The 22009-nt window shown below is 43.8% G+C and carries 22 protein-coding genes and 4 tRNA genes; 24 read left to right on the plus strand and 2 right to left on the minus strand.

Annotation, left to right across the window (positions count from 1 at the left end; genetic code table 11):
* Window positions 1-740 precede the first annotated feature (740 nt).
* The 5 genes from V1502_RS01320 to V1502_RS01340 all read left to right on the plus strand — a co-directional run bounded on the left by V1502_RS01320 (window position 741) and on the right by V1502_RS01340 (window position 6583).
* Window positions 741-1433 (plus strand): alpha/beta hydrolase, encoded by a 693-nt coding sequence (locus V1502_RS01320; RefSeq protein WP_409252620.1) that lies wholly within the window; start codon window positions 741-743, stop codon window positions 1431-1433.
* A 456-nt stretch (window positions 1434-1889) separates the two neighbouring features.
* Complete coding sequence (locus V1502_RS01325; RefSeq protein WP_409252621.1) at window positions 1890-3353, plus strand: DEAD/DEAH box helicase; 1464 nt, start codon at window positions 1890-1892, stop codon at window positions 3351-3353.
* A gap of 263 nt (window positions 3354-3616) precedes the next feature.
* Entirely contained in the window at window positions 3617-4579 is a 963-nt protein-coding gene (gene uvsE / locus V1502_RS01330) for a UV DNA damage repair endonuclease UvsE (RefSeq protein WP_409252622.1), read from the plus strand.
* 71 nt (window positions 4580-4650) lie between these two features.
* Window positions 4651-5130, plus strand: a complete 480-nt coding sequence (locus tag V1502_RS01335; protein WP_409252623.1) for a PH domain-containing protein — start codon at window positions 4651-4653, stop codon at window positions 5128-5130.
* Window positions 5123-6583: a PH domain-containing protein gene (locus tag V1502_RS01340; protein WP_409252624.1), complete on the plus strand. Its 1461-nt coding sequence runs from the start codon at window positions 5123-5125 to the stop codon at window positions 6581-6583. The genes V1502_RS01335 and V1502_RS01340 overlap by 8 nt, the downstream gene beginning before the upstream one ends.
* Before the next feature lie 244 nt (window positions 6584-6827).
* On the opposite strand, the gene V1502_RS01345 is transcribed toward V1502_RS01340, so the two are convergent.
* Entirely contained in the window at window positions 6828-7433 is a 606-nt protein-coding gene (locus V1502_RS01345; protein WP_409252625.1) for a rhomboid family intramembrane serine protease, read from the minus strand.
* 166 nt (window positions 7434-7599) lie between these two features.
* Here V1502_RS01345 and acpS point away from each other — a divergent pair, with 166 nt between their 5' ends.
* The 14 genes from acpS to V1502_RS01415 all read left to right on the plus strand — a co-directional run bounded on the left by acpS (window position 7600) and on the right by V1502_RS01415 (window position 20533).
* Window positions 7600-7959 carry a holo-ACP synthase gene (gene acpS / locus V1502_RS01350; RefSeq protein WP_409252626.1) on the plus strand — a complete coding sequence of 120 codons (360 nt, stop codon included), beginning with the start codon at window positions 7600-7602 and terminating at the stop codon, window positions 7957-7959.
* An 871-nt stretch (window positions 7960-8830) separates the two neighbouring features.
* On the plus strand, window positions 8831-9847 hold the full coding sequence (locus tag V1502_RS01355) for a LolA family protein (RefSeq protein ID WP_409252627.1): 1017 nt from the start codon (window positions 8831-8833) through the stop codon (window positions 9845-9847).
* Between the two features lie 394 nt (window positions 9848-10241).
* Window positions 10242-11432, plus strand: coding sequence for an alanine racemase (gene alr, locus V1502_RS01360; RefSeq protein WP_409254264.1), 1191 nt, complete (start codon window positions 10242-10244; stop codon window positions 11430-11432).
* A gap of 437 nt (window positions 11433-11869) precedes the next feature.
* The gene (locus tag V1502_RS01365) at window positions 11870-12151 is read left to right on the plus strand and encodes a CopG family ribbon-helix-helix protein (protein ID WP_006838213.1); all 282 of its coding nucleotides are present in this window, start codon (window positions 11870-11872) and stop codon (window positions 12149-12151) included.
* A 4-nt stretch (window positions 12152-12155) separates the two neighbouring features.
* Entirely contained in the window at window positions 12156-12506 is a 351-nt protein-coding gene (gene ndoA, locus V1502_RS01370; protein ID WP_006838214.1) for a type II toxin-antitoxin system endoribonuclease NdoA, read from the plus strand.
* A gap of 543 nt (window positions 12507-13049) precedes the next feature.
* Window positions 13050-13880 carry an RsbT co-antagonist protein RsbRA gene (locus tag V1502_RS01375; RefSeq protein ID WP_409252628.1) on the plus strand — a complete coding sequence of 277 codons (831 nt, stop codon included), beginning with the start codon at window positions 13050-13052 and terminating at the stop codon, window positions 13878-13880.
* On the plus strand, window positions 13877-14233 hold the full coding sequence (locus V1502_RS01380) for an STAS domain-containing protein (RefSeq protein ID WP_006838632.1): 357 nt from the start codon (window positions 13877-13879) through the stop codon (window positions 14231-14233). Before V1502_RS01375 ends, V1502_RS01380 begins: the two co-directional genes overlap by 4 nt.
* 3 nt (window positions 14234-14236) lie before the next feature.
* Window positions 14237-14638 (plus strand): anti-sigma regulatory factor, encoded by a 402-nt coding sequence (locus tag V1502_RS01385; protein ID WP_006838633.1) that lies wholly within the window; start codon window positions 14237-14239, stop codon window positions 14636-14638.
* A gap of 10 nt (window positions 14639-14648) precedes the next feature.
* Window positions 14649-15659, plus strand: a complete 1011-nt coding sequence (locus tag V1502_RS01390; RefSeq protein ID WP_409252629.1) for a PP2C family protein-serine/threonine phosphatase — start codon at window positions 14649-14651, stop codon at window positions 15657-15659.
* A 68-nt stretch (window positions 15660-15727) separates the two neighbouring features.
* Window positions 15728-16060 carry an anti-sigma factor antagonist gene (locus V1502_RS01395; RefSeq protein WP_409252630.1) on the plus strand — a complete coding sequence of 111 codons (333 nt, stop codon included), beginning with the start codon at window positions 15728-15730 and terminating at the stop codon, window positions 16058-16060.
* Window positions 16057-16527, plus strand: a complete 471-nt coding sequence (gene rsbW, locus V1502_RS01400) for an anti-sigma B factor RsbW (protein ID WP_409254265.1) — start codon at window positions 16057-16059, stop codon at window positions 16525-16527. The genes V1502_RS01395 and rsbW overlap by 4 nt, the downstream gene beginning before the upstream one ends.
* A complete protein-coding gene (sigB, locus tag V1502_RS01405) occupies window positions 16505-17302 on the plus strand; it encodes an RNA polymerase sigma factor SigB (protein ID WP_409252631.1) in 798 nt (265 codons plus the stop codon). The genes rsbW and sigB overlap by 23 nt, the downstream gene beginning before the upstream one ends.
* On the plus strand, window positions 17299-17895 hold the full coding sequence (locus tag V1502_RS01410) for a PP2C family serine/threonine-protein phosphatase (RefSeq protein WP_409252632.1): 597 nt from the start codon (window positions 17299-17301) through the stop codon (window positions 17893-17895). The genes sigB and V1502_RS01410 overlap by 4 nt, the downstream gene beginning before the upstream one ends.
* Before the next feature lie 484 nt (window positions 17896-18379).
* Window positions 18380-20533, plus strand: coding sequence for a Tex family protein (locus V1502_RS01415; RefSeq protein ID WP_409254266.1), 2154 nt, complete (start codon window positions 18380-18382; stop codon window positions 20531-20533).
* A 20-nt stretch (window positions 20534-20553) separates the two neighbouring features.
* Here V1502_RS01415 and cmpA read toward each other — a convergent pair whose 3' ends face one another.
* Window positions 20554-20667, minus strand: a complete 114-nt coding sequence (gene cmpA / locus V1502_RS01420; RefSeq protein WP_006838640.1) for a cortex morphogenetic protein CmpA — start codon at window positions 20665-20667, stop codon at window positions 20554-20556.
* Between the two features lie 260 nt (window positions 20668-20927).
* Here cmpA and V1502_RS01425 point away from each other — a divergent pair, with 260 nt between their 5' ends.
* The 5 genes from V1502_RS01425 to V1502_RS01445 all read left to right on the plus strand — a co-directional run bounded on the left by V1502_RS01425 (window position 20928) and on the right by V1502_RS01445 (window position 21932).
* Window positions 20928-21392 carry a SprT family protein gene (locus V1502_RS01425; RefSeq protein WP_409252633.1) on the plus strand — a complete coding sequence of 155 codons (465 nt, stop codon included), beginning with the start codon at window positions 20928-20930 and terminating at the stop codon, window positions 21390-21392.
* Between the two features lie 80 nt (window positions 21393-21472).
* Window positions 21473-21547 (plus strand) — tRNA-Asn (locus V1502_RS01430).
* Between the two features lie 14 nt (window positions 21548-21561).
* A tRNA-Ser gene (locus V1502_RS01435) sits at window positions 21562-21652 on the plus strand.
* A 9-nt stretch (window positions 21653-21661) separates the two neighbouring features.
* Window positions 21662-21736 (plus strand) — tRNA-Glu (locus V1502_RS01440).
* 119 nt (window positions 21737-21855) lie between these two features.
* Window positions 21856-21932, plus strand: a tRNA-Asp gene (locus V1502_RS01445).
* Window positions 21933-22009: the final 77 nt, after the last annotated feature.

Consider the following 22009-nt stretch of genomic DNA (forward strand, 5'->3'; position numbering starts at 1 on the left):
TATATCAAAATAATAGATATTGTGATTCAAGAGTGGGAATGGGTACAAGTCGGTGTCGCATGCTCGAGGGTATTTTGTTCAAGATTGTGCCACCTCATGGTCAGGAAATAACGAATTTTTTACTGCACTATTCTTTGCTCTATTTTAGTTGATCGTTCCGTTTCAATCATTGTTGCTCAACATGTGCTTTTATTTCAGAATAGTCCTTGAAGATCAACGTGTTACTCACCCATTGTAGAAAATTACTTTTTTAAGATGGGAGATTATCACACTAGTTACAGACCTTATTAGTCTACAGAGTTGATTGGAACGGAGGGCGCCGACTCCTGGGGGATTAGCGGGACGTCTAGTTCCAGTGCCAAGCCCCTCGGGTCAAATAACCCGGAGAGAATAAAAGGTAAGGTCGCCTTTTTTCTCTCCGGAACATTTGCCTGTCGGGGCTGAAAGTGGCACTTTCACTTTTGATGAGAGGTGAGCCCCCCAATCCAGTTGCAGCGCCCAGCCCCTCGGGGTCAAATAACCCTCAGCGAATAAAAGGAAAGATCGCCTTTTTTTCGCTGAGGAACATTTGCCTGTCGGGGCTGAACAGGGCGCTTCCACTTTTTATACAGGCGAAGCCGAGGAGGCTCACCGCCCGCCCCCAGGAAAGCGTGTGCCTGGAGTGGAGATCAACAGGTTGGTTTAATGATGTAAAAATTATTTATAACTATAAATATAATACCTTGAAAACGGTGATAATGATGAATGGATGTTTACTTATACATGGTTTTACGGGAGGACCTTATGAAGTCGATCCTTTGGCTCATTATCTCAAATTCCATACAGATTGGAAGATTGCTGTCCCCACACTGCCCGGTCATGGCGAGTCCCTTGACCTGAAAGGGAAGAAGGCGGGTGAATGGGTTGAATGTGCGGAGAAGGAACTAAAGGTTTTGCTGGAAGAATGTGAAGAAGTATATGTTATCGGCTTTTCCATGGGCGGGCTGATTGCCGGCTATCTTGCCGCGAAATATCCCGTGAACAAGCTGGTTTTGTTGAGTGCCGCTGCCTACTATGTCAATCCTAAACAGCTCCTGGCCGACATCAAGGATATGATCCAGGATATATTTCGAGGGGACATCTCCAATAATGAACTGTATCTTCGGTATAAGAAAAAAATCAAAGATACCCCCATTTTGGCAACCTACCAGTTCAGAAAAGTAGTGCTGATGGCCAAGCCGCTGCTGAAGGATATAAAAGTTCCCGTTTTCATCGCCCAAGGGAAAAAAGACGGAATCGTGCCTCCTAAAAGTGCAGATTTCTTATACGAAGAAATTCCTTTTCAAGAAAAGGAAAAATATTTTTCAGAAGAAGCGAAACATCTGATCTGTCACAGTGAGGACAGTAACGACCTATTCGAGAAGGTAAAAGATTTCCTATTGAAAGATAAGTGAATAGCAAGATAATTTTACTTTAATTGAAATCTTTTTCTTTTAGTGGTAACATATCCATAACATTGTTCACATTTTTTTGTGCAAACTCTTCTTTAAGAAGAGTAATTTTTTTTGTAGGGTAGTTATTGTCCCAAACACGTTGCCGATAAGGATAACACGGCTTTAACAATAAATATATTCTCGGTAGGATCCATGCCCATACGTCAGGGCGCTTAGACTATAGCCGGGTTCTCTTTATGAAAATGTAGACCATGTCAATAAATAAAAGCATCAATAAACACGGCTCTTTTCGTAATCTTTGTTGCTATCAGAAGATTTTTTTCTTTGTATTTCCGGCCTTTCCTTTAGACATTAGATACAGGGGAAAGAGCACCATGATATAAAAATACGGAATCATTCCTTTTCCGTAAGCAGCAATCAAGGCGGAAACAGCCTAAATAAAAGGAGAATGAGAAATTGACAAAGTTTTCAGATTTAAATTTAAGCACTAGTACATTAAAAGCCGTCAACCGCATGGGTTTTGAGGAAGCGACTCCAATCCAGTCGGGTGCGATTCCGTTGGCTTTAGAAGGCAAAGACGTTATCGGCCAGGCTCAGACAGGTACTGGTAAAACTACTGCATTCGGTATTCCAATGGTAGAGAAAATCGATGTAAACAACCCGAACGTTCAAGGGCTTATCATAGCGCCGACACGTGAACTGGCTATCCAGGTTTCAGAAGAACTTTTCAAAATCGGTCAGGATAAAAGAGTCCGCGTTTTGGCTGTATACGGAGGCCAGGATATTCAACGCCAGATCCGTGCGATGAAGAAACGCCCGCATATCATCGTCGGTACACCTGGACGTATGCTTGATCATATCAACCGTAAAACATTGAAGCTGCAAAACGTTGAGACGCTTGTGCTTGATGAAGCGGATGAAATGCTGAACATGGGATTCATCGAAGATATCGAATCCATCCTGGAAAACGTTCCGAACGAACGCCAGACGCTATTGTTCTCAGCGACAATGCCGGGACCGATCCGCAAAATTGCGAACAACTTCATGACAGATCCTGAAACGGTCAGCGTGAAGTCAAAAGAAATGACTGTTCCGCATATCGAGCAGTATTTCGTTAAGGCACATGAAAAAGAAAAATTCGATGTGCTTTCCCGTTTGCTCGACGTTCAATCACCAGAACTGGCAATCATTTTCGGACGCACGAAGCGTCGTGTTGATGAACTTGCTCGTGCATTGACATTAAGAGGATACTCTGCGGAAGGAATCCATGGCGACTTGAGCCAGGCAAAACGTATGACCGTTCTTCGCCAGTTCAAAGAAGGCCGAATCGATGTCCTTGTTGCGACTGACGTAGCAGCACGCGGACTTGATATTTCCGGTGTTACTCACGTTTATAACTTCGATATCCCTCAAGATCCAGAAAGCTACGTTCACCGAATCGGACGTACAGGACGCGCAGGGAAAGAAGGTATGGCGATGACATTCGTTACACCAAGAGAAATGGGTTACCTTCGCATTGTAGAAAAAACTACGAAAAAAACCATGACGCAAATGAAGCCGCCAACTTCCAACGAAGCATTGGAAGGACAGCAGCGTTTAGCGATGGAGAAGTTAGTGGAAGCAGTAAACTCCAATGACCTTCAAAATTACCGCAGCATGGCAAAAGAACTTCTTGAAGACCACAGCAGTGTGGATATCGCAGCAGCAGCTCTTCGTCTTCTGACAAAAGAGCCGGACGATACACCGGTTCAGATTACAGAAGAAAGACCGCTTCCAAGCAAAGGCAATGGACGCGGCGGCGGAAAGCGCGACTTCAAAAAAGGTTCCAACCGCGGTGGCAAAGGCGGAGGAAGACAGGGTTACTCTTCTAGAGGACGCTCTTCAAGAAACCCTCGCCGCAAGCAGCAACGCGAATCTTAATAGGTTTGAAAACCACTCCGATACTGGAGTGGTTTTTTCTTTGGGCATTTTTGTGGTGTTGGACCAATAAACCAACGACAGATGGACGGCCGACATTCAAATAAGAGCCGGCGGATAAACGATATTCGACTAGACTTAGCTATTATACGGAAACCTTGGCCGATATTCGACATACATGCCAGCCGATTAAACATAAGTCAAGACTCCTTTTATAATAGAACCCGTTCAAATCGCAGATACTATCCCAAAAAGGCGGTGGAGATATGACGATCGTTCGATTGGGGTATGTGGCGATGAGTGTGCATCTGGAAAATGCTTCACCCTCCCAGACGATGACTTACAAGCAGTTCTCACAGCTGAAAGACCGGGAAGCAGGGTTACGGAAGCTTGAACGGATTGCCGTTTCCAACCTGCAGAACTGTTTGAGGCTCCTGAAACATAACCTGGCTCATGACATAAAGTTTTTTCGCTTCAGCTCGAAGTTGATTCCGCTTGCCAATCATCCAGATCTTAAAGACTGGAAATTCATGAGGGCGGTAAAAGAGCCGCTGCAGGAGATTGGGGATTTCATCAAGGAACATCCCCAGCGGGTCGGCTTTCATCCTGATCACTTTGTCCTTCTTAATACAAACAATAAAGATACGTTGAAGAATACACTTCAAACATTGATGATTCACGAGGCGTTGCTGAAGGGAATGGATGTGGATCCTAAGCACCGATGTGTCCTGCATGTTGGAGGGGCTTATGACGATAAAGAAAAGGCGCTTGAACAATTCATCCACAACTGGGGCTTGACCCCGGTTTCGCTGCAGAATTTGATTATTCTTGAGAATGACGACACGGTTTTTACCCTCCATGACACCTTGTATTTGTGCGAAAAACTGGGGATTCCCATGGTGTTTGACTATCATCATCACCTCGCCCATAACCAAGGTGGTTGGGAGGAAGATTGGGAAAGGGTAGTTGCAACTTGGGCGAATTCACCGCTTCCGGTGAAAATGCATATTTCAAGTCCCCGCTCGGAAAAGGATTACAAAGCGCATGCTGAGTATATTGATCCAGCGATGTTCATGGAATTCATCAATGGAATAAAAGGGTCGGTGGATGAGATCGATTGCATGATTGAAGCGAAAATGAAGGATGATGCTCTTTTCCGGCTTGTGGAGCAACTTAAAGGCAATAAAGCGCTTCGCTGGATCAATCAAGCATCTTTTGAAATTTTATAGCTTCACGAAACGAAAATATGCCGGCAATCGTATACAATGGAGAAGGGACGAATTCGATTGGAGGCTGAACGATGATGAATGAACCAAATACAAGAATATCTGAAAAAGCGCTCCCTGTGTGGAGGTGGTCCGGTTTGATCCATTCAGGCGGTATCATCCTTCTTGCTATCGGAGCGCTCGTTCTTGCGATTATATATGACTGGCCGTTCTGGATACCGGCTGCGGCCGTTGTGGTAGCTGCGGTCTATACATACTTTTTTGCGGTGCTTCTGCCGCTGATACGCTGGAAGAGATGGCGTTATGAAGTGAGGGAGCAGGAAATTGAGCTTCAAAGGGGAGTCTTCTTTGTGAAAAGAACGCTTGTTCCAATGGTAAGGGTTCAGCACGTTGATACGGTGCAGGGGCCATTGCTCAGAAAATATGGATTAGCGACCATTACTATTTCCACTGCGGCCACTACTCATGAAATTCCGGCGCTGGATATGTATGAGGCGGATGAATTGCGGAACTCAATATCTGCTCTGGCAAGGGTGGCTGAAGATGATGTCTGAGAAAAAGAGACTTCACCCCATTTCAGCAGTGGCAAACTTTCTTAAACAATTGAAGGAGCTCATCCTTCCGTTTATCTTTTTGGTTTTTTTAAACAGCGGAGATGATACGGAAGGGTTTCTGGAATGGCTTCCGTTCATCCTGGGCGGGGCAATTATGGTCTTTCTGCTGGCTGCAGGAATCACCAAGTGGCTGCGTTTTTCCTACTGGCTTGAAGAGGGGGAGCTTAGGATGGAGCACGGATTGTTTGTAAAGAAAAAGAGGTACATACCGTTTGAAAGAATCCAAAGCCTTAACTTGACGGAAGGGATTCTGCAAAGGCCGTTCGGACTGGTGAAAGTCAAGGTGGAAACGGCTGGTTCCACTGATCAAAAGCAGGCGGAAGCCGAATTGACAGCGATCAGTAAGCACGAGGCGCAAGAATTGCAGAGGATCATAACAGAAGCTAAGTCTTCGAGGAAAATTATGGGAGAGGAAGCTGAACAACCGGAGGTCCAAACCGGCAGTGCAACGGTGTTCAAGATGAACTTTAAGCACCTCCTGCTCATGGCTACAACGTCCGGAGGTGCCGGCGTCGTCATCTCCGGGGTGTTTATTTTCTTATCGCAGTTTGATGAACTCATACCGTACCAGCGGGTATTTAATGAATTGGAACAATTTGTCCGCAGCGGCATCGTCCTTGTGAGTGCGGTGGTGATCATGGGCCTTCTGATTGCCTGGATTGCCGCAATTATTGGCACCTTATTGGTGTACGCTGATTTTACGGTCAAGAAACAGGGAGACGATCTTGTTATCGCAAGGGGCCTTCTGGAGAAAAAGCAGGTGACCGTCCCGATGAATCGGATCCAGGGAGTCAGGATAGTGGAAAATATCCTGAGGGAGCCCTTGGGCTATGCTGCTGTAGAGATTGAGAGTGCCGGCGGATCTGTCCTTGAAAAAGAAAGCAGTACCATCAAGATCCTGCCTTTAATCAAAAAACAAAATATCCCTGTTGTTATGAAAGAGATCCTGCCAGAATATAAAATCTCAGTTGATTTCCAAATGGTTCCTAAAAGGTCAATGAAGCGGTATCTTTTTAGGGAAAGTGTGTTGGTAACAGCCATAGTTCTTGGTGTATCCATTGCTTTCTGGCCGCTTGGTTTATGGTCATTGTTTCTTTATATTCCATTTTGGCTTTTAGGGTATCTCAAATTCCGCAGTGCAGGCTGGAATATTGCTTCTGCCCAGCTCGGCTTAAGATACCGTTCTTGGCAGAAGCATACTCTCTTTATGAAAAAACACCGGATTCAAGCATTGGAAACAGAGCAGAATTTCTTTCAGGTAAAAAGAAAGCTGGCCAATGTGACTGCAACGGTAAAGTCTGGAGAAACAGGGGCGGCGGGAAGGATCATCGACCTTGATGACGAAAGTGTGAGAAGCATTTATCGATGGTATCGCCCTGAGAGACAGGGGTAATAAAATATGCAGGCTGCTCGAGCGGCCTGGGGCATCAAAAGGAGAGGAAGCAAAGGTGTATGCCGCGAGCGAGGGACATCAAAAGGGGGAAACCCCAAAATGATGTATGGCGTTCGAGGAGCGAGGGGACATCAAAAGGGAAAACCTAAAGAATGATGTATGCTGCTCAAAGAAGAAGTGAAACAAAGACCTAAAACATAAAACGGCATGCGCCAGGAAACTCTCCTGCCGGCATGCCGTTTTTTTAATAGCGACTTTTTTTAACCATATAGGGAAGCAGCAGCCAGGAGATGATCAGTCCTGACAGTAGTCCGAATAGGTGGGCGGTGATATTGATGTTGGACTGGAAGAAAGTCATGACCAAGCCAATCACGACAATGGGGATGATGACTTGCTTGTTTTGCGCTGAAATCAGATGTTTATGAAACAGAGTCATCCCGACATAAACACCGAACAACCCAAAGATGGCTCCTGATGCGCCCACATGGTTATAGGTGAGCGGTTTTAAAAAGTATGTGGCAATATTGGCAATGATACCGCAGCTGAGATAGATGAGCGTAAACTTTACTTTTCCTAGCATCCTTTCCAGTGGAGGAGCAAAGAGAATAAGAGAAAAAGAGTTGAATAACAGGTGAGCAAAACCAAGGTGAACGAAAATGGGTGTAATCAGCCTCCACCATTCTCCGTTGAATATAAAAAGGTTGATTCCGGCAAAATGTTCATAGACCCATATTTCGGGTAGAAATGGAACGAATGTGAAGCTGAATAATAAGAGATGAATGAATATGATGATGGATACCATCGGATAAAGACGGATGAATTGAGAAAAGCTTTCTGTGCGGACAAACATTTTTTATTGCCTCCTTTAAGAGCAGTGTGCACATATCAATTTTATATGTGTAACATTCTACCTGTTAAAGCGGTAAGTGTGTAGCCTGAAGTGTGTTACTATCAAATTGAATATCTTGTACTAATACTATGTACTAAAAGATAGAAATAGAATGAGGGGGAGTCAGATGATTATAGGAATCGGTCTGGACATTGTGGAAATCCAAAGAATTGCGCGGCTTACGGAGAGACAGCCTAAGTTTATCAACAGAATCTTGACCGAAGCGGAAATCGATCATTACACATCCTTATCGGGCGGGCGCAAAAATGAGTTCCTCGCCGGAAGATTTGCAGCAAAAGAAGCGTTTGCCAAAGCGCGCGGTACAGGAATCGGGTCCGATCTCTCCTTCACGGATATAGAAGTGAGAAAAGACCAACGGGGCAAACCTTATATTGCGCTGCCTTTCGAAAAAGGGGTGCACCTTTCCATTACCCACAGCAAAGACTTTGCTGCTGCTCAGGTGATTATTGAAGAGTTGGATGACTAATATGAGTATTTCTGTGAAAATTCTAGCAGTTGTTTGTTATTAATGTGGTAACCCGGTCCATCTAAAAGGTGGATGAGCCTTGTCTGTGTTTGAAGTGAACGGCTCAAGAGCATGAAGAAAGAAACTGAGCGATTTAAATATCTTGAGAACTTTGTAGGACGGAGCAAAGAGAAACTGAGCCTTGTAATGGTCTTGAGGGGGTTTGGCAAGGACCTGAAAAAAGCAAATGAGGGCGAAAGTGTCTTGAGGGGAGTTCTCAAGGCATGAAAGAAGGAAAAAGGACTTCAAAAGTGTCTTGAAGGATCTTAATTAAGATCTGAAAAAAGATATGAGCTTCTTTAGGTCCAAAATTGAGAGGGTCGGCAGTTTAGCAGGCCTCTAGAAAGAGTCTGGGGACCAAAAGAGAGTAAAAATGCAGAAGGAAGTATCTCAAAAAAAGGGTCCTAAAGTCTAAAACCAAATAAACTAAAAAAAGAAGCAGTTTCAAAAAAATCTAAAGCTTCAACATGACCTGAAAAGCAGAAACTCTATTGAAGATTTTGGCCCTTTGAAATTGTCTCATTCATTATATTCATACCCTTGAGCAGGATAAAAACTGAAAATTTTTAATGGCTTCCTTTTTGATACCTCGCACCCCCTCCCGCCCCCAACCATTTTTGTGTGCTTGCCATCTTTCCTAGCATAAACCCCGAGGTTGTCTCATATATTCATAGTGCAATAGGAGAGACAAGGCCATCCGGCAGCAGGATTGCTGTTTTCCGAAGATTTCTGGACGGCGGGTGTTGAACGGCTTGAGATGGAGGACAGTTCATTCGTGCCGGCTGGTTTTCCCCTCTCTCTAACGTTAACTGAGATAAAAGGGGTTGAAAGGATGAAGAAGAAGTTAGTTGTTTTGGCTGCAATGGTGTTGGCGGTATTGATGCTCGCTGCTTGCGGACCGAAGTCACAAGAGGATGTTCTTAAGGATCTGACGGCCAAAGTAGAAGATATGAAGGGATATAAAGCGAAAGCAAAGATGACTCTTCAGGTCGGGGATGAACCGCAGACGTATGATGTGGATGTGTGGCATAATGAACCGGATTATTACCGTGTGAACTTATCGAATCCTGCCAAAGAACAAAGCCAGATGATCCTGCGGAATGACGAAGGTGTTTTTGTTTTAACGCCTGCACTGAACAAAAGCTTCAAGTTTGAAAGCGACTGGCCGAACAACAGCAGTCAGGCATACCTTTTTGAGTCGCTTGTAGAAGACATCAAGTCCGACAAGGATGCCAAATTCACAGAGACGAAAACCCATTATGTATTTGAAACAGCCACAAGATATCAAAACAGCCAGATGCTTCCTGTTCAGGAGATCAGTTTTAACAAGAAAGATTTAACGCCGGCTTCAGTAAAAGTCATGGATGCCGACCGCAATGCGCTTGTTAAAGTCGAATTCTCCGAAATGGACACCAAAGCGGCGTTTGATAAAAATGACTTCGACATGAAGAAGAATATGACTGGTGCGCAGCTTGAGATTCCAGTGAATGCCAGCGTTTCCGACAGTGAGTTCACAGTCCATTACCCTCTGGCAGCAGCTGACAAAGGGGCTGAGCTTGTTGAGGAAAAAGAAGTAAAGACTGATGACGGCAAACGTGTCGTTCTTACGTACGATGGGGAAAAATCTTTCACATTGGTACAAGAGAAATCGACGGTGGTGCCTGCAGTTACGGTTTCCACAATGGTGAACGGCGATATCCAGGATCTTGGATTTACAGTCGCGGCAATGACGGACCGCACCATCACGTGGACATATGATGGCGTGGACTATATGCTGGCCTCCAATGATTTGACACCGGAAGAAATGACAGAAATTGCCCGCTCTGTTCAAGGGTCCGTGGTAAAATAACCAGTTAACGAGGAGCTGCCCCGTGGATGGGCGGCTCCTATTTTTGAGCTGTAAATAGATAAATAACAGGAAGGTCTGATATACTTTTTTAAAAGCCTAATGGTTCTAAAGTGAAAAAGTTGCTATAAGACTAGAATAGACTTTGGAAAAGGGAAAGACAATTGGCCAGGCTCCTCTTGTTTCCGGCAAGCGCCAGCCTTTCAATAGGGTTGAAGGACTGGCAGTTTTCAAAAAAATAGGAAATATAGGGTTTGACAGCTGGGGATTTTCCGGCAAAAATCAAATCTTAATAATGACTGCCGCCCATCACCAGCGTAGTAAGGTTCCGGTTTATACTCTAACAGCCTTGCAAAGAGATGTAGCTTTGTTTTTTTATGAAGAGGAAGTGATTTCATTGATTACTCAAACCCGATTTTTCAGAGATACTTGGGTAGAAATCGATCTTGATAATTTATATAAAAATGTTCATAACATCAAACGGCATTTGCCGGAGGAAGTTACCATGTTTGCGGTGGTGAAAGCCAATGCTTATGGGCATGGAGATGTCCAGACTGCCCATACAGCTCTGAAGGCAGGGGCCGGTGGACTGGCTGTCGCATTTTTAGATGAAGCCATTTCCCTTAGAGAACATGGGATTGATGCCCCGATTTTAGTGCTGGGTGCGACGAGGGCGGAAGATGCCTATCTTGCTGTAAGGCATACTATCTCGCTGACCGTCTTTGATTACGACTGGCTGGAAGCGGCGCGTGCCTATTTGAGTGAGGAAGCTGGCAGCCTGAATCTGCATATCAAGTGTGATACGGGAATGGGGCGCATCGGGGTCCGGAGTTCCGCGGACCTTCAAAAAATCGAGAAATTTATCCGGCAGGAGGAGGCTTTCCAGCTGGAGGGGGTGTTCACCCATTTTGCAACAGCAGACGAATTGGACAAGGCATACTTTGAAAGGCAGCTGGAAGTTTTTGAAGAGATGCTGGCCTCTTTGTCGGAACGACCTAAATATATTCACAGCTCGAACAGTGCAGCCACACTTTCCCACCCGAAAGCCCATTTCAATGCAGTACGGGCGGGCATCGCGATGTACGGCCTTTCGCCTTCCTTGGAAATGAAAAGTATTCTCCCATTTCCGTTAGAGCAGGTTTTTTCCCTTCACTCAAGGGTGGTTCAAGTGAAAGAACTGCAGGAGGGGGAAAAGGTCAGTTACGGTGCGACCTATGAAACAACAAAGAAGGAATGGATCGGTACGCTGCCGATAGGGTATGCCGATGGATGGTTGAGGAAGCTTCAGGGGCAGGAAGTTCTGGTGGATGGAAAACGGGCCCCGATTGTCGGGCGGATCTGTATGGATCAGTGTATGATCAGCCTTCCGGAAAAGGTCAAGCCGGGGACCAAGGTAACCCTGATTGGACGGCAGGACGGGGACTTCATTTCCATGGATGATATTGCGGGCAAGCTCGATACCATCAATTATGAAATCCCCTGCATCATCTCCAACCGCGTGCCAAGGATTTATATAAAAGATGGGGAACCGGTGGAAGTTTCCAATCAACTGCTGGCAACGAGCGGTTTTTATAAGGCTCTTTCCTAAAATTTTGTTGCTGTTTACTATGAAGTTCAAGGGATATAGCCGTAATTCACAGAAATTACTCTGGTAAGCCAGAAAGAAAAGAGCCGATTACCCTATTCAGTCAGACAAGCCCTGATACCTGAGGGGAAATCCGGCGCTTTGGATTTTTCTGTAAGCAACAATCTGTACCAATGCCGCTTCTTATAAAAAGTAATTCTGACTCTGCGCAGTGCGGAATCCAGGTTTCTCATTGCAAGGACACTAAGCAATCCTGCCGACGGTGAATATAATATGTAAATATTATTGAAGAGCTTAGGAAAAAGATGCATAAATCTCCAGCGTATAGGCCGATAATAGAGAAGGATTTTATTTTATGTCTTTTATCTTGCGGCAATTGATGGTATGATAGTTATGGTAGTAAACGAAACGGTTTATAGTGATTGGTGGAGGTGTGGTTTGTGTCTGAATCCAGCACAACAACAGAAATCTTAATTCGCTTACCGCAACAGCTCGTTACAGAACTGGACGGCTTTGCAGAACAAGAAAATGTAAATCGCAATGAGTATATCTATCGCGCGACTAAAATGTATCTTCGTGAACGTAAGAAACGCCAAATCCGTGAAACAATGAGACGTGGATATATGGAAATGGCCAAGATTAATCTTGCCATCGCTTCTGAAGCAATCCAGGCGGAATATGAGGCAGAACATACAGTCGAACGTTTAGTGAGTGGAGGCTAATCCTTTGATTGTCAAGCGTGGTGACGTCTATTTTGCGGACCTTTCCCCAGTAGTCGGATCCGAGCAAGGAGGCGTAAGGCCTGTTCTGGTAATACAGAATGATATCGGCAATCGGTTCAGTCCCACTGTGATTGTGGCTGCCATCACAGCCCAGATCCAAAAAGCGAAACTGCCTACTCATGTTGAGATTGATGCAAAGCGATATGGCTTTGAAAGAGATTCCGTTATCTTGCTCGAACAGATTCGAACAATCGACAAACAGCGTTTAACGGATAAGATAACGCACTTAGATGATGAAATGATGGAAAAAGTGGATGATGCCCTGCAGATCAGTGTGGGACTCATACAGTTTTGACAAAAGAACGCTCTTCCGGGAAGGGTGTTCTTTTTTTTGCCTCTTTTCTAAAACTTTGATGCAATTTTATATGAAGTTCAAGAGATATAGCCGTAATTTACTGAAATCATCCTGTTCAGTCAGATAAGCCCTTGTACCCGAAGGGGGAAATCCGGCCGCTTGTTTTTTTCGATAGCAACAATCTATACGAATTTATATCCTAAAGCCAGGCTGGACAACCTAATCGTTTGAGTAACAGGGGGAGTACCCGGCGCTTTTTTAATACGTTATGCTTTCAATTGGATAAAGTTCCTTGTCTATTGTAAAGTGGACATTATATGACAAATAATTAAAAAATATTTATAATGTAAATGAGATTAGGGGAAAATCAAACAATTAAGTTGAGAAGCTTCTGTTTTCCTGTTGTATATGTTCGAAGAGAAGTGCGTTTTCTGCTTTGAACACCTTGATTATATATTTACTATCTTTATTTTTACATCGACATTACAATTGGCACATCAGTGAGGGAACAGAAAATCTTTATGATAATATGGGGAGGACTAGATGTTTAGCAATTTCATCGGAACAATCAAGGAAAATAAAACGGAATTTGTATCAAAATGGATGGAAATAATGAAAGATGAATCAAACGATATAGTAACGGAAGTGGTATCGGATCAAGTCTTTGTAAAAACCAGCCATGAATTCGTTGACCTGATCGTGTCTAACCTGGAAGATTCTGAAGAATACTCTGCCAGGCTGGATGAATTTGCGGAAAGAGTCGTCCGTCTGGGATGGCCGCTTACTTTCGTAACATCTGGAATTCGAATGTTTGGGCGTATCGTCTATGATTATTTGGTGGAGAGCGGAAAAATTGATAAGGAAAACCATATGGAAGCCGTTGAGGACTTTGACAAATGGCTTTCTCCCATGTATAACGAAATTGTAAATGCTTATGCCAAAACATGGGAAAAGACGGTTTCTTTGCAAAAAATAGCTCTTCAGGAACTCTCTGCTCCATTAATTCCGGTTTTTGAAAAAATATCAGTTATGCCGCTGGTCGGTACTATAGATACCGAACGTGCAAGACTGATTATGGAAAACCTGCTGACGGGGGTTGTGAAACACCGTGCTGAGGTCGTGCTGATTGATATCACGGGTGTTCCGGTTGTGGACACCATGGTGGCTCATCATATTATACAAGCATCGGAAGCAGTGCGGCTGGTCGGGGCCCAGTGCATGCTGGTGGGAATCAGGCCGGAAATCGCCCAAACCATTGTTAATCTTGGAATAGATCTAAATCAATTTAGTACAAATAGTACATTAAGAAAGGGTATCGAAAAAGCCCTGGAAATGACGGATAGAAAAATTGTCTCAACGGAGGGAACAGTGTGAGAATACCTATACTAAAGCTGCACGATTGTCTGCTAATATCCATTCAATGGGAACTTGATGACCAAACGGCACTGCAATTTCAGGAAGACCTGCTTCATAAGATCCATGAAACCAGCGCCAGGGGTGTGGTGATTGATATCACGTCCATCGACTTTATCGATTCATTTATCGCAAAGGTGCTCGGAGATGTAATCAATATGTCCAGGCTCATGGGGGCAAAGGTTGTCATCACAGGAATACAGCCTGCAGTAGCCATCACTCTTATTGAATTGGGCATTCATCTGGATGATGTTTTGACGGCATTGGATCTAGAAAAAGGTTTGGAGAAATTACAACAGGAATTGGGGGACTAGTGTATGGAAATCCAATCCTGCGTGAAAATCACAAACGAGTGGGATATCGTTGCAGCCCGCCAGCTGGGCAGGAATGTAGCGAAGGATTTGGGATTTGGCACTGTCGACCAAGCCCGAATAACCACTGCCATCTCTGAACTGGCAAGGAATATTTACCTATATGCCGGGCAGGGGCAAATATGTATAGAAAAGTTAAGCGAGAACGGAAGGAACGGTGTTCGTATAATCGCTTTGGATGAAGGGCCGGGAATAAAGGATATTCGAAAAGTAATGGAAGACGGCTTTTCTACTTCTGGGGGCCTTGGTGCCGGACTTCCGGGTGTGAAGCGATTGATGGATGAATTCAATGTGGAATCGACCCCGGGAGAAGGTACAGATATAAGAGCTACAAAGTGGCTCCGCTAGGGGGAGTGACATGGACTTTAGAGAATTGATGGATGTTAAATATAAAGAAATTATCGAAAATTATCTGAAAGAGCAGGATGAACAGGCATTATATCTGGGCCAGAAGTTCAGCCGTAAATCAATAGAGCATAACATCTCCCCGGAAGAGATCATCAGTCTCCATAAGAGCATCATGCTTGATATGGAGCCGGGACTCTCCAGGAAGGTGCTTGATTCATTTGATATATTGCTAGAGGTAATGATTGGCTATGGGTTTGCTTATAGGGAACATCAAAGCCTGCGTTCGAAACAGCAGGAGTTGAATAATGAAATAGAGATTGCGTCGAATATGCAGCAGACTCTGCTCGGTACAACAGTCCCTGACATCGAATCGATGGATGTTGGTGCGCTGAGTGTCCCTGCCAAGAGGATGAACGGTGATTACTACCACTTTGTACAGGATGACAACGATTATATAAGTGTGGCCATTGCCGATGTAATCGGTAAAGGGATTCCTGCCGCACTTTGCATGTCCATGATCAAATATGCAATGGACAGTCTTCCTGAACACAGGCATTTTCCAAGCGCGGTTTTGGAAAGCCTTAATAGAGTTGTAGAAATGAATGTGGATCCAAGTATGTTCATTACGATGTTTTATGGCATGTATGATCCGTACAAGCATGTCTTCAACTACTCTTCAGCGGGACATGAGCCTGGCTTCTTTTATAATTCTGAAACCAGTGAGTTTGAAGATCTTGAAGCAAAGGGGCTCCTGCTTGGAGTGGATAAGAGAGCCAAGTACAGACAGTATGAAAGGCAAGTCAATGTGGGCGATTTGATCATCCTTCTCTCTGACGGGGTAACGGAATGCCGGACGGAAGAAGGTTTCATCGAAAGGGAGGATCTGATTGGATATATAGAGAAGTACATCCATCTGCCCGCCCAGGATATAGTGAACAGTGTATATAAAGAACTGGAAAGGCTCCAGCATTTTCAGCTTAGGGATGACTTCACCCTCATTATTTTAAAAAGAATTTGTTGATTAATGTTTATTATCCGAATGATAGGGTAAACGAATATAGCAATGGATTTGTAGAAGAGGTGAAATTGATGAATTTAACGATAGATTTGAACGAAAATGATAAAGTGATTGACGTAAAAGTGAACGGGGAAATTGATGCCTATACGGCTCCGAAGCTGAAAGACGCACTTGCTTCTACGGCAGAAGAGCAGAATGTCGTCATGAACGTTGACTTATCCGAGGTTTCCTATATGGACAGTACAGGCTTAGGGGTTTTTGTAGGCTTATTCAAAACCGTTAAAGCAAACGGTGGCCAACTTTACTTGAACGGGTTATCAGAACGCTTAAAACGCCTGTTTGATATCACAGGACTTGGAGATATTATGAATATTAATTCCGAGGTAAAAGGTGGCGTAGAATAATGCAAGATTTTGACTACATCGAGATGAAAATCCCGGCAAAACCAGAATATGTAGGTGTCATTAGGCTGACTCTTTCGGGAATTGCCAGCAGAATGGGCTTCACATATGATGCCATTGAAGATTTGAAGATTGCGACCAGCGAGGCCATTACCAATGCGGTCCAGCATGCCTATAAAGATGACTCAGGAGAAATCATTGTAGGGTTCGCGCTGTATAAAGAGCGCCTGGAAGTTATGGTGGCGGATAATGGCAAAAGCTTTGATTTTAAAAAGACTCGTGAAGAAGTCGGACCGTATGACGCCGAAAACTCTGTGGAATTCCTGAGAGAAGGCGGACTTGGGCTTTACCTGATTGAAAGTCTGATGGATGAGGTGAAGGTCCACCATCAAGAAGGTGTAACGGTGTTTATGACTAAGTTCCTAGAAGGAGAGCAGGTGGAGAAGGATGCCGAAACTATCTCAACCTAACCAGCAAACCAAAGAGCAGGTAAAACAATGGATAAAAGCATTTCAAGAAGAGAATGATGAGGAAGCACAGAGTAATCTGGTGCTCCACTATGAAAATCTTGTTATATCCATAGCTCGTAAATATTCGAAAGGTAAATCCTTTCATGAGGACATTGTCCAGGTCGGTATGATCGGTTTGTTAGGTGCCATCCGCCGCTATGATGATTCCTTCGGTAAGACATTTGAAGCATTTGCCATTCCTACAATAGTAGGCGAAATTAAGCGGTTCCTCCGTGATAAGACATGGAGTGTCCATGTGCCGAGAAGAATTAAAGAGTTAGGCCCTAAGATTAAATCGACTGTAGAAGAACTTACCAATACATTGGAGCGCTCACCTAGAGTCGAAGAAATCGCGGACTACATCGGTGTGACAGAAGAAGAAGTCCTGGAAGCGATGGAGATGGGTAAGAGTTATCAGGCTTTATCCGTGGACCATTCCATCGAGGCTGATTCTGAAGGTAGTACGGTCACGCTGCTTGACATTGTCGGAAGTGTGGACGAGGGTTATGAAAGAATCAATCAGAAACTTGTCCTGGAGAAAGTACTGCATGTTTTATCAGAGAGAGAAAGACTCATCATTCAATATACTTATTTGGATAACCTCAGTCAAAAGGACGCCGGAGAAAAGCTGGGCATTTCACAAATGCATGTATCGAGGCTTCAAAGGCGTGCGATCAAAAAGCTGAAGGAAGCTATCGATGCAGAAATGAGAAATTCGGAGAGTCAATCTGGATGACTCATTTAGTCCAAAATCAAATTGAGGTTTATGCCAAGCAAGTCTCCAAAGGAAAAAACCCTTATTGTGGTGACAGCTTCTTCTTTACTTCCACTGATGATTATTTCATCTGCATTTTAGCAGACGGCTTGGGAAGCGGAAAGTTTGCTTATGAATCCTCTCATGCCGTAGTAGAATTAGTGGAGAAACATCATCATGAAGATGTCTCAACCTTGATGGATTACTGTAATCAAGAATTGCTGCATAAAAGAGGCGCGGCTGTTGCCATCATGAAAGTCTATTATGCCAGTCATGAATTTGAATACAGCTGTGTAGGGAATATTCGTTTCTACCTTTATTCATCGGTAGGGAAGATGACGTATCCCCTGCCTGTAACGGGCTATCTTTCAGGCAGACCCCAAAAATATCGCACACAAAGGTTTTCGTATGAACCCCAATCCAAATTTTTGCTGCATTCAGATGGATTAAATATCACGAATATTAAATCCCTGCTTCAAAATAGTAATTCCTTAAGAAAAATTAATGATGAAATTAGCTTGCGTCTGGCAGAGCCGATAGATGATACAACTTTTATAGTTGGAAGCTTACTCTGATGAGTAGGCTTTTTCTTTTTATTCAAGGCTGTATTCGTATAGATTGTTGCTATTGGAAAAATCCAGAGGGCTGGATTTTTCCCTCGGGTACAATGGCTTATCCCACTCGCTCTTTTCTTTCTTGTTTACCAGGATCATCTTTTGTGAATTATCGCTATATTTCAAGAACTTTATACTAATTGGCAACAAAGTTTAAGAAAAGAGCCTCATTCAAAAAAGTGGAAACGGTGGTTATCATTCAATCCAGATGCCGAGTATCTAACAAAGTCTCTGCTCCTTCCGCCAAGTCAACAATGTTTCCAGCTTCACTCTTGGGGGACGGCAGTGTATACAACCTTCCTAGGAATTCGGTTTCTCACGTTATCCAGCGAACCTGAAAGACAAGAAGGAATGTACCTTGTCTAAACCGTATATATAGTAGAAGCTATGGTAAACTTGATAGGTAGAGAAATAAACTGGAGGTAATGCAGTGGTGACATTATTAATGGAAAAAACAAATCTGATAGAAAAAATCTCTAAAGATCTTTCAATTAATATAAAGCAGATCAAAAGTGTGATATCTCTGTTGGAAGAAGGAAACACCGTACCGTTTATTGCACGGTACCGAAAAGAGCAGACAGGCGCACTGGATGAGGTGCAAATCAGGAATGTGATGGATGCTTGGAACTATGTTCAAAACCTTCAAACCCGTAAAGAGGAAGTCCTGCGATTAATAGAAGAACAAGGGAAACTGACAGATGACCTAAAAAAGGATATTGAAAAAGCAGATAAACTCCAAACAGTAGAAGACCTTTATCGTCCTTATAAGCAAAAACGAAGAACCAAAGCAACGGTGGCAAAGGAAAAGGGACTGGAGCCATTGGCGGATTGGATGTTATCTTTCCCGGCGGCTGGAAGCCTGAAGGAAGAAGCTGAAAAATTTATTTCTGAAGAAAATGAAGTCAGTTCGGCGGAAGAGGCGATTGATGGGGCGAAAGACATTATTGCCGAAGTCGTTTCAGATGATGCCAAATATAGAGAATGGATCCGTAATGATACATTCAAAACCGGGATTCTTGTTACTTCGCTAAAGAAAGATGCCGAAGACGAAAAGAATGTTTTTGAAATGTACTACGATTACCGTGAACCGGTAAGTAAGATTGTACCGCACAGAGTACTTGCAGTGAATAGAGGAGAAAAAGAGGGGATTCTGAAAACCTCGATTGAACCAAATGTAGAAAGGATCCATAACTTTCTTGTGAAAAATGTCATAAAGAAGGAATCTGTTGCTTCCCGAGCCATTGAAGAGGCCATTGAGGACAGTTACAAGCGGTTAATCCAGCCGTCCATTGAAAGAGAAATACGAAACTCTCTTACTGAAACGGCAGAGGATCGAGCTATACATATCTTCACAGAGAACTTAAGGAAGCTTCTTTTGCAGCCTCCTCTGAAAGGCAAAATGGTCCTGGGTGTCGATCCGGCATACCGGACCGGCTGTAAATTGGCGGTAGTCGATCAGACGGGTAAGATGCTGGATATCAGCGTTATCTATCCTCATCCTCCAAAAGCTAAGAAAGAGGCGGCTGTAGATACTTTTAAAAAGACCCTCCAAAAATATGAAATTGAGATTGTCGCCATTGGAAATGGTACGGCTTCAAGAGAAACAGAACAGTTTGTAGCGGACATCCTCAAAGAGGTAAATCAGGATACGTCTTACATTATCGTTAATGAGGCGGGGGCAAGTGTTTATTCCGCTTCTGATATCGCACGCGAAGAGTTCCCTGACCTTCAGGTAGAAGAGCGGAGCGCGGTTTCCATCGCCCGAAGGCTGCAGGATCCCTTAGCTGAACTGGTGAAGATAGACCCGAAATCAGTAGGTGTCGGACAGTATCAGCATGATGTCTCACAGAAAAAACTAAACGAATCTCTTACCTTTGTAGTAGAGACTGTCGTCAATCAGGTAGGGGTTAATGTAAATACCGCCTCGTCCTCGCTGCTACAATATGTAGCTGGTTTATCTAAAACAGTTGCCAATAATATTGTGAAGAAAAGGGAAGAGGAAGGACGGATCACCTCGAGAAAGCAACTCAAGAAAATACCGCGTCTTGGTGCAAAAACATATGAGCAGTGCATCGGTTTCTTGAGAATCATTGACGGAGAAGAGGTCCTTGATAGAACACCAATACATCCTGAGAACTATACTGAAGTAAGAAAACTCTTCAAGAAACTCAATATGGATGAAAGCTCTCTAGGGACAGAAGAGCTCAAGGTGAAAGTGGAAGGGATTCAACTTGATGAGTTATCGGAAGAACTCGGTATTGGAAAGCTGACCCTGAAAGATATCATTGATGCCCTTGTCCGCCCGGGCCGTGACCCCCGGGACGAATTATCTGCTCCTTTGCTAAAGAAAGATGTGCTGAAGTTGGAGGATCTCCAGCCGGGTATGGAGCTGCAGGGAACGGTAAGAAATGTGGTCGATTTCGGCGCCTTTGTGGATATTGGAGTAAAACAGGATGGGCTTGTTCACATTTCAAAACTTCGAAAAGGGTTTGTGAAGCACCCTCTGGATGTCGTCTCGGTCGGAGATGTGGTAACCGTGTGGGTAGAGAGTGCCGATGTAAAAAAAGGAAGAGTGGCCTTGTCGATGGTGAAGGAATAGTCATAATGAAACACTGCTTGTTAGGAGCAGTGTTTTTTTCTATAAAAATACCAGCACTGATTGAGAAGTTTGATCTGGTAGCGGTCTTTTTCAAAGTACGCTTTACGCATTTGGCTGACGAGCCAGTTAGGCATAACCAAACCTCCTTTATAAATAATGATTATTTGATTTTGGCTTATTCAATTGAAGCCTCTGGTTTCAATTGCCTTTCAGCTCTGCTGCAAGGTCCCGCTATGAAAACAAACCGATGGAGCAAATTCATTGCTCTCTCGGTTTGTTTTCATAGCGGGAAATAAGCCAAAATCAATGCGAATTCATTCATGGATTTTTAAAAGTCCCTACTTAAATATATGCTATAATAGTTTGTCAGGTTCACTGAAAGGGGTTGGCGGCATTGGAAAACGGTGAATTGCAGCAATTAGTTGAAGAGATATCCTCCGCAAGTTTCGGAAAGCCGTTCAGGCACAGGGCTTTTTTCAACAAGAGACTGCGTACGACCGGTGGACGGTATATGCTGCGGTCGCATAATATAGAGATCAATATAAAATATTTAGAAGAGAATGGGATGGATGAGCTTGTCGGTATTATTAAACATGAGCTTTGCCATTACCATTTGCATATAGAGGGAAGAGGATACAAGCACAGGGACAAGGATTTCAAGGATTTGATGACACAGGTTAATGCCCCAAGGCACTGTAATCCCCTTCAATCCTCAATCAAAAAGAAACAAAAAATGCTGCAGTATGTATGTACTGGCTGTAACCTAGTTTACAGAAGAAGGCGCAGAATAAATACAGAACGGTATGTTTGCGGAAAGTGCAGGGGAAGACTGAAACTAGAAAAAACAAGTTCTGAATAACTCACAAAAAATCCGTTGACAAGCAAGATATATGTAGTTATAATAATAAAAGTCGGACAACGACACTAATTATTTTTTGTTCCGCAGTAGCTCAGTGGTAGAGCTATCGGCTGTTAACCGATCGGTCGCAGGTTCGAATCCTGCCTGCGGAGCCATTTTATGAAGAAGTGGAGAAGTACTCAAGTGGCTGAAGAGGCGCCCCTGCTAAGGGTGTAGGTCGTGTAAGCGGCGCGAGGGTTCAAATCCCTCCTTCTCCGCCATTAATAAATGGCCCGTTGGTCAAGCGGTTAAGACACCGCCCTTTCACGGCGGTAACACGGGTTCGAATCCCGTACGGGTCACCAAGTTTTTTTGCGAAGCGAAGCGGAGTATTGAACTTCCTTTGAAAAGTGAAATAATCTATTCGCGAAATCTCTAGTCCTTACATTAAGGATAGATATTGTGCCTGTCGGCAAAAATCTTTGGTCCGGTAGTTCAGTTGGTTAGAATGCCTGCCTGTCACGCAGGAGGTCGCGGGTTCGAGTCCCGTCCGGACCGCCATTATTTTTAAAGAAAGTGCTTGACACTTTTTGATAGTACATGTTATATTATAAACCTCGCTTCTGCGAGAGTTAATA

Origin of the sequence: Rossellomorea sedimentorum, from assembly GCF_046237645.1 — a bacterium.
Classification (GTDB): domain Bacteria; phylum Bacillota; class Bacilli; order Bacillales; family Bacillaceae_B; genus Rossellomorea; species Rossellomorea sedimentorum.